This window comes from Saccharopolyspora sp. NPDC050389 (genome assembly GCF_040655595.1).
GTDB lineage: Bacteria > Actinomycetota > Actinomycetes > Mycobacteriales > Pseudonocardiaceae > Saccharopolyspora.
Genome location: NZ_JBFAKG010000173.1, coordinates 1 through 10,928 on the forward strand (window position 1 = coordinate 1; position 10,928 = coordinate 10,928).

Annotated in this window: 10 protein-coding genes and 1 pseudogene; 6 read left to right on the plus strand and 5 right to left on the minus strand. The window is 70.7% G+C overall.

Translation table 11 applies throughout. From position 1 onward, the window contains the following. The 3 genes and pseudogenes from AB0I53_RS48255 to AB0I53_RS48265 form a co-directional block, all read left to right on the plus strand. Positions 1-198: pseudogene (locus tag AB0I53_RS48255) on the plus strand (hypothetical protein); the annotation flags it as partial. 117 nt (positions 199-315) lie between these two features. Beyond that, positions 316-1,836 (plus strand): cobyric acid synthase, encoded by a 1,521-nt coding sequence (locus tag AB0I53_RS48260; RefSeq protein WP_358617608.1) that lies wholly within the window; start codon positions 316-318, stop codon positions 1,834-1,836. A gap of 46 nt (positions 1,837-1,882) precedes the next feature. Further along, positions 1,883-2,125 (plus strand): type II toxin-antitoxin system prevent-host-death family antitoxin, encoded by a 243-nt coding sequence (locus AB0I53_RS48265; protein ID WP_358617611.1) that lies wholly within the window; start codon positions 1,883-1,885, stop codon positions 2,123-2,125. Here AB0I53_RS48265 and AB0I53_RS48270 read toward each other — a convergent pair. After that, positions 2,101-2,811 (minus strand): FadR/GntR family transcriptional regulator, encoded by a 711-nt coding sequence (locus AB0I53_RS48270; RefSeq protein ID WP_358617613.1) that lies wholly within the window; start codon positions 2,809-2,811, stop codon positions 2,101-2,103. The genes AB0I53_RS48265 and AB0I53_RS48270 overlap by 25 nt on opposite strands. 88 nt (positions 2,812-2,899) lie before the next feature. Between AB0I53_RS48270 and AB0I53_RS48275 the strand changes: the two genes are divergently transcribed. Next, positions 2,900-4,168, plus strand: a complete 1,269-nt coding sequence (locus tag AB0I53_RS48275; protein WP_358617616.1) for an MFS transporter — start codon at positions 2,900-2,902, stop codon at positions 4,166-4,168. A 295-nt stretch (positions 4,169-4,463) separates the two neighbouring features. On the opposite strand, the gene gdhA is transcribed toward AB0I53_RS48275, so the two are convergent. From gdhA to AB0I53_RS48295, 4 genes are all read right to left on the minus strand, one after another. Further along, positions 4,464-5,804 carry an NADP-specific glutamate dehydrogenase gene (gdhA, locus tag AB0I53_RS48280; RefSeq protein ID WP_358617619.1) on the minus strand — a complete coding sequence of 447 codons (1,341 nt, stop codon included), beginning with the start codon at positions 5,802-5,804 and terminating at the stop codon, positions 4,464-4,466. 150 nt (positions 5,805-5,954) lie between these two features. Next, positions 5,955-7,352 (minus strand): mycothione reductase, encoded by a 1,398-nt coding sequence (locus AB0I53_RS48285; protein WP_358617622.1) that lies wholly within the window; start codon positions 7,350-7,352, stop codon positions 5,955-5,957. A gap of 14 nt (positions 7,353-7,366) precedes the next feature. Beyond that, entirely contained in the window at positions 7,367-8,392 is a 1,026-nt protein-coding gene (locus AB0I53_RS48290; RefSeq protein WP_358617624.1) for a VanZ family protein, read from the minus strand. 164 nt (positions 8,393-8,556) lie between these two features. Further along, positions 8,557-9,102, minus strand: a complete 546-nt coding sequence (locus AB0I53_RS48295; protein ID WP_358617626.1) for a YbhB/YbcL family Raf kinase inhibitor-like protein — start codon at positions 9,100-9,102, stop codon at positions 8,557-8,559. Between the two features lie 176 nt (positions 9,103-9,278). Between AB0I53_RS48295 and AB0I53_RS48300 the strand changes: the two genes are divergently transcribed. Further along, the gene (locus AB0I53_RS48300) at positions 9,279-10,250 is read left to right on the plus strand and encodes a sugar kinase (protein WP_358617629.1); all 972 of its coding nucleotides are present in this window, start codon (positions 9,279-9,281) and stop codon (positions 10,248-10,250) included. Continuing rightward, a complete protein-coding gene (locus tag AB0I53_RS48305; protein WP_358617632.1) occupies positions 10,247-10,849 on the plus strand; it encodes a bifunctional 4-hydroxy-2-oxoglutarate aldolase/2-dehydro-3-deoxy-phosphogluconate aldolase in 603 nt (200 codons plus the stop codon). Before AB0I53_RS48300 ends, AB0I53_RS48305 begins: the two co-directional genes overlap by 4 nt. Positions 10,850-10,928: the final 79 nt, after the last annotated feature.

A 10,928-nucleotide genomic window follows, 5' to 3' on the forward strand; every position in this document is an offset into this window, starting at 1 on the left:
GGCGACGTGCTGCGGCGCGGTCAGCCGGCGGTGTGGAAGGAGCACGGGGTTTCGGCGGCGATCCTGCTCGGCGATGCTCTGCACTCCGACTCGCCGGTTGCCCTGTCTGCGTCAGGTGCCGGCCTCGAAGCCGGTGTGTCTTGGGCGATGCCTGTGTTTGTTCAGGTGGGTGGTCGTGAGCAGCTTTGGTTGTTATAGGCCCCCAAAGCACTCACGGGCACTCACCTGGGGAGACGTTCAGGCTGCTGGTTTCGCATGGGTGTGCCGGTGGTTTGGTGGCGCCTTTGGGTTGCGCTCGTGGGATAGGAACTTCGTGTGAATGCGGTGTTGGTCGCCGGGACCACCTCGGATGCCGGGAAGAGCGTTGTCACCGCCGGGATCTGTCGTTGGCTGGCTCGCGGCGGCGCTCGGGTTGCGCCGTTCAAGGCGCAGAACATGTCCAACAACTCCGTGGTCACGCCCGATGGCGGCGAGATCGGGCGTGCTCAGGCCGTGCAGGCCGCCGCGTGCGGCGTCGAGCCCTCGGTGCGGTTCAACCCCGTGCTGCTCAAGCCCGGCAGCGACCGCAGTTCGCAGGTCGTGGTGCTCGGGCAGGTCTCCGGCGAGGTGACCGCGATGTCCTACCGGGCTCGCAAGGCCGCCCTGCTGGACACCGTCGTGTCCACGCTGGAAGGGCTGCGCGCGGAGTACGACTACGTCGTGTGCGAGGGCGCCGGATCGCCGGCCGAGATCAACCTGCGGGCCAACGACATCGCCAACATGGGTCTCGCGCAGGCCGCCGGGCTGCCGGTGCTGGTGGTCGGCGACATCGACCGCGGTGGCGTGTTCGCCCAGCTCTTCGGCACCCTCGCGCTGCTGGACGCGGCGGATCAGGCGTTGGTCGCCGGATTCCTGATCAACAAGTTCCGTGGCGATCCGGCGTTGCTGGAGCCGGGCCTGGACCAGCTGCGCGCGCTGACCGGGCGCCCGGTGCACGGCGTGCTGCCATGGGCCGAGGAGCTGTGGCTGGACGCCGAGGATTCACTGTCCTATGTGGCCGATGGGGTGATCGGGCGACCCGCGCCGCCGAAGGGCGGACAGTGGTTGCGGGTCGCCGTGCCGAGGTTGCCGCGGATCTCCAACGCCACCGACGTGGAGGCGCTGGCCGCGGAACCCGGCGTCGCGGTCCGGTTCGTCACCGAGCCGTCGCGGCTGGCCGACGCGGATCTGGTCGTGCTGCCCGGCTCGAAGTCGACGGTCGCGGACCTCGCCTGGCTGCGGCGCAGCGGCCTGGCCGAGGCGATCCGCGCGCACGCCCGCGCCGGGCTGCCGGTCGCCGGGATCTGCGGTGGCTTCCAGATGCTGACCCGGCGCATCGTCGACGAGGTCGAGTCCGGGACCGGCGCGGTCGACGGGCTGGGACTGCTCGACCTGGAGATCGAGTTCGCGCCGCGCAAGACGCTGGCCCGGCCGCGCGGCCAGGCCTTCGGCGAGCCCGTCGCGGGCTACGAGATCCACCACGGCGTCGCCGTCCGCCGCGGCGATCTCGCGCCGCTGGTGAGCTTGCCGGACGGGCAGGACGAGGGCGGCGTGGCCGAGTCGGTGCTCGGCACCCACTGGCACGGGCTGTTCGAGAACGACGCGTTCCGCCGGGCCTTCCTGCGCTGGGCCGCGCGGCGAGCCGGGCGGGACGGCTTCGAACCGGCCGACACCACGGTCTTCGCCGAGGTCCGGGCCGGGCAGCTCGATCTGCTCGGCGACCTGGTGGAGAAGCACCTGGACACCGACGCCCTGCGCCGACTGCTCGACCACGGTGCACCGGCCGGCCTGCCGCTGCTGCACCAGGAACTCCGGTGAGCCGTTGCGCCCCCGCGGTCCGTGTGACCCAGGTAACGTCGTAGCCATGGCCGAGTTTTCCGTTGATGAAGCCCGCGAGCGGTTGGTGGAGCTGCTCGACCGCGCCGAATCGGGGGAGGAGATCGTGATCACCCGGTTCGGCGCGCCGTCGGTGTGGCTGCAGCCCGCGCGCAGCGGATCGACCGGCGGTCGTTTCGCCGCCGGAGTGATCGCGGCGTCGTGGGTGGCCCCGGCCGCCGGTGACTCGTTCGACGTCGGAACCGACTACTGGCCGGACTCCTCTGCCTGATCTGGTCCGGAGTCCGAGCCCACCTGGCTGAGCAGTTCGTCGAGGAAGGCGCCCGCCTCTTCGGCCGCCCGACGCGGATCGCCGTCGCGCACCGCTTCCAGCAGCTCGGTGTGCGAGACGTGCTGCTCCGGCGGGATTTCCGGGTTGAAGGTGGTCGCCACGCTGGAGGCCACCGTCTCGCGGATCCCTTCGTAGAGCGAGATCAGCACCGGGTTGTGCGAGGCCGCGACCAGCAGCCGGTGGAATTCGGCGTCGGTGACGACGACCTCCGCGCTGTCCAGGCGCTGCACCGCCGCGTTCCGGCTGTCCATGCAGGCCGTCAGCTCGCGCAGGTCCTCGTCGGTTCGCGCCCCGGCGGCCAGCCGTGCGCCCTCCACCTCCAGCGCGCGCCGGACCTCCAGGACCTGGCGCAGCTCGGGGCCGCACAGCTTGCGCACCGCCCCGGAGATCTCGTTGGTGGCGCGCACGAACGTGCCGTCGCCCTGCCGCACTTCCAGCAGCCCGGCGTGCGAGAGCGCGCGCACCGCCTCGCGGACGGTGTTGCGGCCGACGCCGAGGGCGTTCACCAGCTCGGCCTCGGGCGGAATCTTCTCGCCCAGCGGCCATTCCCCGGACGCCACGAGCTCGCGGATCTGGGCGATGACCTGATCGACCAGTCCGGTCCGCTTGGCAGTGACCAAAGGCACTGACAGGTCCTTTCGTCCAAACATCCTACGTTTGACATAATAGGTCGCGATGTCTACGAAGTCACGACCCCAGCATGTCCCCGACCAGGTGGCTGACCAGGATGCCACGCGACTCGCCGCCGGACGTCATCCGGATGCCTTCTCCGCCGAGAACCAGGGCGCCGCGGAGACGGTCTTCCCGAACCGGCACGTCGCCGCCGCCGGTGGGGGACTGCTGCTCGCCGGCGTGGCGCTCGCGGCGGCGAACATGCGCCCGGCGGTCACGAGCCTGGCGTCGGTGCTCGGTGAGGTTCGTGACTCGCTCGGTGCCTCCACGACCTGGGCGAGCGTGGTGACTTCGGTGCCGACGCTGTGCTTCGGGATCGCGGGCATCGGCGCCCCGCTGCTGGCCAGGCGGATGGGCATCAACAAGGTCATCGGCGCGTCGCTGGCGGTGCTGACGCTCGCGATGCTGTTGCGGGTCGTCGACGGCCCGTGGACGGTGCTGGGCGGGACCGTGCTGGTCTGCGCCGCGATCGCGATGTGCAACGTGCTGATCCCGGTGGTGGTCAAGGAGTCCTTCCCGACCCGCGTAGGGATGGCCACCGCGCTCTACACCACCGCGATGGCGGCGGGCGGCTCGACCGGCTCGGCGCTGACGCCGTACCTGAACTCCACCACCGGCAGCTGGCGGTTGTCGCTGGCGACCTGGGCGGTCGTGGCGTTGGCCGCGTTGTGCGTGTGGGTGCCGGCGACGGCTCGCCGCTCCTCGACGCGGCAGGTGTCGGGCACCGCATCGACGGGGCCGCGGCGTTCGCTGATGCGCAGTCCGCTGGCGTGGGTGATCACCGTCTACTTCGCGCTGCAGTCGCTGGTCGCCTACGTGGTGATGGGCTGGATGCCCGAGGTGTTCAAGGGCGCCGGAATCGACGGCACGACCGCGGGCATGCTGCTCGGGCTGCTGCTGCTGGTCGGCGTGCCGATCAACATGATCCTGCCGCCGCTGGTGACCCGGACGCGCAGCCAGTCGTGGTGGGCCGTCGGGCTCGCGGTGCTGACCCTCACCGGGCTGCTCGGGCTGCTGCTGGCGCCGCAGGCGCTGCCGGTGGTGTGGGCGCTTGCGATCGGCGTCGGGATGAGCGCGTTCCCGTTGGCGCTGGTGCTCATCTCGCTGCGGACCGCCAATGCCGCCGACACCGGGTCGCTGTCCGCGATGTCGCAGAGCGTCGGCTACCTGATCGCGTCCTTCGGGCCGTTCTTGTTCGGCGTGCTGCACGACGCGACCGGCACCTGGTCGGCGTCGCTGGTGGCGATCGTGGTGATCGTCGCGATCCAGGCGGTGTTCGGCATCATCGCCGGCCGCCCCCGCACCATCTGATCAGGTGATCGGTGAAGGGCGTCTTCGGCCGGTCGGTCGAAGACGCCTTTTGCGTTGGGCGGTGCGCAGTCCAGCCTGCTGGGCCGATGGCGTGAACGGCGCCGAATCGGATCTGCGAGCACGCGAGCCCTGACACCATCGATGGTCGTGGGTGCCGCGGGGGAGCGCGGCGCCGACGAGAACGGGACGGCGAGAGACCCGGCTCGCTGCCGTCGTTTCCCCGGCCTTCGGCAACGAGTCGCGCGGCTGGCCGGTGCATCGCCCCTCGGCATGCCGGCCAGCCGCACCCGCTCGGTCAGACGAGGCCGAGGCGGAGCATCGCGTCGGCCACGTTGGTGAAGCCCGCGATGTTCGCGCCCGCGACGTAGTTGCCCGGCATGCCGTACTCCGCCGCCGTGGCGTAGCAGCGGGCGTGCACGTCCTTCATGATCTCTTCGAGGCGCTTCTCGGTGAACTCGAAGCTCCAGCTGTCACGGGATGCGTTCTGCTGCATCTCCAGCGCCGAGGTGGCCACGCCGCCGGCGTTGGCGGCCTTGCCGGGGCCGAACGCGACACCGGCTTCCTGGAAGCTGCGCACCGCCTCCGGCGTGGTGGGCATGTTCGCGCCCTCGCCGACCGCGATGCAGCCGTTGGCGATCAGGGTGGCCGCGTCGTCGCCGGTCAGCTCGTTCTGAGTCGCCGACGGCATCGCCACGTCGCACGGCACTTCCCAGACGCTGCGCTGCGCGACGAACTTCGCGCCCGGGCGGCGCTCGGCGTAGGTCGCGATGCGGCCACGCTCGACCTCCTTGACCTGCTTGATCAGCTCGACGTCGATGCCCTGCTCGTCGAGGACGTAGCCGGAGGAGTCCGAGCAGGCCACCACGGTGCCGCCGAGCTGGTGCACCTTCGCCATCGTGTAGATCGCCACGTTGCCCGATCCCGAGACCACGACCTGCTTGCCGTCGAACGACTGGCCGCGGGCCCCCAGCATCTCCTGCACGAAGAACGCGCAGCCGTAGCCGGTGGCCTCGGTGCGGACGCGGGCGCCGCCGAAGGACAGGTGCTTGCCGGTCAGCACGCCGGATTCGTAGCGGTTGGTGATCCGCTTGTACTGGCCGAACAGGTAGCCGATCTCGCGGCCGCCGACGCCGATGTCGCCGGCCGGCACGTCGGTGTACTCGCCGATGTGCCGGTGCAGCTCGGTCATGAAGCTCTGGCAGAACCGCATGACCTCCCGGTCGGAGCGGCCCTTGGGGTCGAAGTCCGAGCCGCCCTTGCCGCCGCCGATGGGCAGCCCGGTGAGGGCGTTCTTGAAGATCTGCTCGAAGCCGAGGAACTTCACGATGCCCTGGTAGACCGACGGGTGGAAGCGCAGGCCGCCCTTGTACGGGCCGAGCGCGCTGTTGAACTCGACCCGGAAGCCGCGGTTGATGTGCACCTCGCCGCGGTCGTCCTCCCACGGCACGCGGAAGACGATCTGCCGCTCGGGTTCGCAGATCCGCTCGATGATCTTCTGCTCGGCGTACTCGGGGTGCTTGTCCACCACCGGACCGATGCTCTCCAGCACTTCCCGGACCGCCTGGTGGAACTCGTCTTCGCCGCGGTTGCGCTGGACCACGTTCTCGTAGACCGGTTCGAGGCGTTCGTGAAGCACAGTCAAACTCCTTTGTCCGATGGCGTTCCGGGTCGCCCGGGCCCGCTCCGCCACGGTGGGAGCGCATCTGCGAGCAGCCCGCGATCCTCCTAAGGTGACGCGTTAAACTGGAATTACTCAAGATGACGCCCGACACATCGGGCGCACCCGTCACTTCAGCGGCAGGCTGAGCAGGGCGTTCTCGACTAGTTCCGGCATGCCCGGGTGGATCCAGTACTGGCCGCGGGCCATCGACCGGGCGTCCAGACCGAACTGCATCGCCTGGATCAGTGGCTGCAGCAGCGTCGGCGACTGCGGGCCGATGATGTGGGCGCCGAGCAGCTGTCCGGTGTCCGGATCCGCCAGGAGCTTGGCGAAGCCGGTGGTGTCCTCCATCGCCCAGCCGTAGGCGATGCCCGCGTAGTCCTGGATCGAGGTCACGTAGCTGACGCCGCGCTGCTGCGCCTCCTGCTCGGTGAGGCCGACCGAGGCGATCTGCCACGCGGAGAACACCGCGTGCGGCACGAACCGGTGGTCGGACTCGATCGGCTCGTCCGGGTGCAGCAGGTTGTGCTGGACGACGCGCATCTCGTGGTTGGCGACGTGCTTGAGCTCGTATTCGGAGCTGATGTCGCCCATCGCCCAGACGCCGTCCACCGAGGTCAGCTGGGTCGCGTCGGCCTTGATCTTGCCGTCGGCGGTGAGTTCGAGACCGCCGGCGGTGGCGTCCAGCAGGTCGGCGTTGGGCACCCGCCCGATCGCGATGAGCAGCGCCTCGGCCTCCACCACCTCGGTGCCCTCCGGGCCCTCCAGGTGCAGCCGGACGAGCTCGCCGTCGCGCTCGACCGAGATCTCCTTGCGGTTCAGCCGCAGGTCCCAGCGCGCGGCCGCGAGCTCGGTGAACCGCTCGGAGACGTCGGTGTCCTCGGAGCGCAGCACCCGGCCGGAGCGGCCGATCATGGTCACGTCGACGCCCAGCGCGCTGAACACGTGCGCGAACTCCGTGCCCACGAACCCGGTGCCCATGATGATCATCCGGCTGGGCAGCTCTTCGAGCCGCATCACCGTGTCGCTGGTGTAGTAGCCGACCTGGTCCAGGCCGGGGATCTCCGGGATCGCCGGGCGGCCGCCTGCGGCCACCACGAAGCGGTCCGCGGTGATCGTCTCCGGGCCGTTGGCGGTCTCCACGGTCAGCTGCTTGATCCCGGTGAACCGGGCGACGCCCTCGTAGAGGGTGACGTTCGGGCTGCCCTCGGCGCGGTACCGGCGGCCGCCGGTGGAGATCTCGTCGATGCGGCCGAAGATCCGGTCCCGGATGTCGTGCCAGCGCACGTCGCGCAGTTCGAGGTCGACGCCGAGCTTCGCGCCGCCTGCCGGGGCCGCGGCGACGTCGGCGGTGTGCACGAACATCTTCGTCGGGATGCAGCCGACGTTCAGGCAGGTGCCGCCGTAGGCGTCGTTGGGGCCGATGCCCTTCTCGACCACGGCGACGTCCCAGTCGGCGAACCGGTCGTCGAGGATCGAGTTGCCGGAGCCGGAACCGATGATGACTAGATCGAAGTGCCGCACTGGTCCATCCTGCCTCAGGTCGAGCGCGCCGGGTTCGGTGCGCCATGGCTTCGTCGGGCGTCGATCATCTCCAACCCGGCGACGAGCCCGGTGATTCCGCGGTGATCTCGGGTTCTGGTCACACCCCAGGCGTGCGCGGTGCACCACAACACGCCGAGCACAGCATCGGGTTCCCCGAACGCTCCCTCGGCCACGCCCTGCGCCACGGCCAGCCCGCCGATGCCGGCCGCCCACCGCAGCAGCCCGGCAGCCGGCGGTGGGCGGCCGTTGGGCGCCCTGGCCCGCAGCATCACCGCGTGCTGGCCGAGCGAGGTGCCGTGCCCGATCAGCATCGTGACCAGCAGCAACGCGGCCGGTGCGAGCCACAGCGCGGCCGCCTCCCACCACCGCGTCGGGGCGGTGCGGGTGAGCCGGAGCGCGATGTCCGCGGCCCGGGCGCAGGCCGCTCCGAGCAGCCACAGCACCAGAGCGTCGCAGCACATGCCAAGCAGCCGCCGGGCGGCGGTGACCGGCCGCGGTTGCGTCGCGGGCCGTCCGCTGGTGCCGGTCGGCAGTCGCTGCCGGAGTGGCGCGAGCAGCCCGCCGAGCAGCGCGCCCGCTGTGTTCGCGATGACGTCGTCCACATCGAAAACCCGGTACGGGCAAGGGAAGACGAACCAGAACCCGGTCAGCTGGGTCAGCTCGACGAGCACCGATGTCGCCGATCCGGCCAGCATCGCTGCCGGCCAACCGCCCCGCACGAGAGCGCCCAGCGGGACGAAGAGCGCCACGTTGCACGCGAACTGGGCCAGCATCGTGGGGCTGGTCAGTCCGGCGAGCGGTCGCCACTGCGGCGCGAAGCAGGCCGCATCGGACGGGAACGGCAGGAACACGTAGGAGAACAGCCCGAACGCGTAGAGCAGGACGGCGAAGCGCTGCAGCGCGATGCCCACGCGCAGCTCGCCGTGCCGCCGGTGCTCACCGGCGACGAACGGCGCGAACAGCAGCGCGGCCACCCCGGTGGCGACCAGCGCGGCGAACGAACCCGGCAGCACGCTCATCTCGGCCTCCTGACGCCCGAAAACCTCCCGCTTTTAAAGAGGAGCGAGGTGCCGTTTCAGATACATCTCGATCGGGCGATCTCGGCGCGCGAAAGGGCCGTCCCGAGGAGGCACGGCCCTTCGAAGACGATCCTGCAGTTGTGGAAGGCCGCCTCGAACGCGCGTCAGTGCTGGTAGGTCGGCGTGAGGACGGCGCGCGCGACGGTGTGGAAGGCCAGATTGAAGCTGACCACCGCCGGGCTCGCCTTCTCGTCCACGCCGAGCTTCTCGGTGTCGACCGCGTGCACCACGAAGTAGTAGCGGTGCGGCCGGTCGCCGGGCGGCGGGGCGGCGCCGGCGAAGGCGTGCTCGCCGAGATCGTTGGCGACGTGGAAGGCCCCGGCCGGGATGCCGTGCCCGTTGCGGTTGCCCGCGTCGGCGGCCAGCTCGGTCACGTCGGCCGGCACGTCCACCAGGGTCCAGTGCCAGAAGCCGCCGGGAATCGGCGCGTCGGGGTCGAAGCAGGTCACCACGAAGCTCTTGGTGGTCTCCGGGAAACCCGTCCAGCGCAGCTGGGGCGAGCGGTTCTCGCCGTCGGCGCCCATGCCGTCGTAGGCGTGGGCCTGCGCCATCGGCCGGCCATCGGTCACGTCGTCGGAGGTGACGGTGAAGGCCGGAACCGCGGGCAGCAGCGAGTACGGGTCCGGATCGATCGGGCGCTCCAAGCTCATTCGAGCATCCTCCCTTTCCTGGGCGTGTGCGTGATCACCGGATTCTCAGCCTAGATGGCCGCCGGTGCGCAAGCCGGAACCAGTGCGTTGCAAGGGGTGCAACGACGGTGTGCATTTCGCAGCGCTGAGCGGTTAAGCTGTCCGGCGACGAGTGCCGCGGGACCGAGGAGGCGAAGGTGGCGGAGCCGAGCAGCGACCCCGAGGTGCTGTGTCTGGGGGAGACGATGTCGCTGGTCGCCCCGGCCGTCCCGGTGTCACTGGAGCAGGCGCGGACGTTCACGCTCTCGGCCGGCGGCGCCGAGTCCAATGTGGCGATTCACCTGGCCGCGCTGGGTCATCGCGTCGGCTGGGCGAGCCGGGTCGGCGACGATCCTCTCGGCCGCCGGATGGTCGCGGCCATCGCCGCCGCCGGGGTGGACACCGGCCTGGTGGAGGTGCGCCCGGACACGCCGACCGGCGTCTACTTCAAGGATCCCGGTCACGGCGGCACCAAGGTCTACTACTACCGCGCGGGCTCGGCCGCGTCCACAATGGACGAAACCTTCCTGGCCGACGAGCGGATCGATGCGCCGCGGCTGCTGCATATCAGCGGCATCACGCCCGCGCTCTCCGACGGCTGCGACCGGCTCGTCCGGCGGCTGCTGACCCGCGAACGCCGCGCCCGGATCACCTTCGACGTCAACTACCGCCCGGCGCTGTGGCCGGTCGAGCAGGCCGGGCCGCGGCTGCGCGAGCTCGCCCAGCTCGCCGACGTGGTGTTCGTCGGCCTGGACGAGGCGACCACCCTCTGGGGCGTGGAAACCGCCGAGGACGTGCGGAAACTCCTGGACGAGCCGGACGTCGTCGTGGTCAAGGACGGCGCCGACGCCGCCTACGCCCTGAGCACCGAGACGGTGGTCGTGCCCGCCCCGACGGTCCAGGTTGTCGAGCCGGTGGGCGCCGGGGACGCGTTCGCCGCCGGATACCTCTCCGGTGTGCTGCGCGGCGAGGACGGCGTCCGCTGCCTGCGGCTCGGGCACATCCTGGCCGCGCACAGCCTGCTCAGCACCGAGGACCACATGCCGCTGCCGGATCGCGGCGCGGTGGCGGAATGGCTTCGCTGCGACGAGGAGCAGTGGCGCAACCTCAGCTTCGGCGGGAGTGAATGATCGTGGGCTTCTTCGACGAGCTCTTCACCGGCCCGGTCATGGCGATCCTGCGCGGAATGGATCCGCAGCGGACCGTCGAGCTGGCCGAACGGGCCTGGGACCTGGGCATCGAGGCGGTCGAGGTGCCGATCGAGACGTCGCGCGCCGAGCCGTCGCTGCGCGCGGCGGTGGAGGCCGGGGCGCGGCGCGGCCGACCGGTCGGTGCCGGGACCGTGGTGAGCACGGAGCAGGTGCACACCGTCAAGGAACTGGGCGCGGCGTTCACCGTGGCGCCGGGGCTGGATCCAGAGGTGGTGCGGCTGAGCGCGGAGCTCGGCGTGCCGCACCTGCCCGGCGTGGCCACGCCCAGCGAGATCCAGCAGGCCCACCGGCTCGGGCTGTCGTGGGTCAAGGCTTTCCCGGCCGCAGAGCTGGGAATCGGTTGGTTCAAGGCGATGCACGGCCCGTTCCCCGGGCTTCGGCTGGTGGCGACCGGCGGGATGAACGCGCGCAACGCGCCGGAATTCCTCGCGGCCGGAGCCGCCGTGGTGGCGGTCGGCTCGGCGTTGGAGGATGCCGAGCAGTTGCCCGCGTTGGCGGAATTGGTCGAGCGCTCGTGAGTGTTCGTTCCGGTTCTTACCGGAACGACACCGGCGATGTGATGCAACACCACCAACAGCACGACCTCGTGCTCGTCCA

Excerpts from the sequence above, each read along its gene's own strand:
- AB0I53_RS48305 (WP_358617632.1), top strand. The coding sequence starts at position 10,247 with ATGATCGTGGGCTTCTTCGACGAGCTCTTCACCGGCCCGGTCATGGCG.
- AB0I53_RS48290 (WP_358617624.1), bottom strand. The coding sequence starts at position 8,392 with ATGAGCGTGCTGCCGGGTTCGTTCGCCGCGCTGGTCGCCACCGGGGTG.
- AB0I53_RS48265 (WP_358617611.1), top strand. The coding sequence starts at position 1,883 with ATGGCCGAGTTTTCCGTTGATGAAGCCCGCGAGCGGTTGGTGGAGCTG.
- AB0I53_RS48295 (WP_358617626.1), bottom strand. The coding sequence starts at position 9,102 with ATGAGCTTGGAGCGCCCGATCGATCCGGACCCGTACTCGCTGCTGCCC.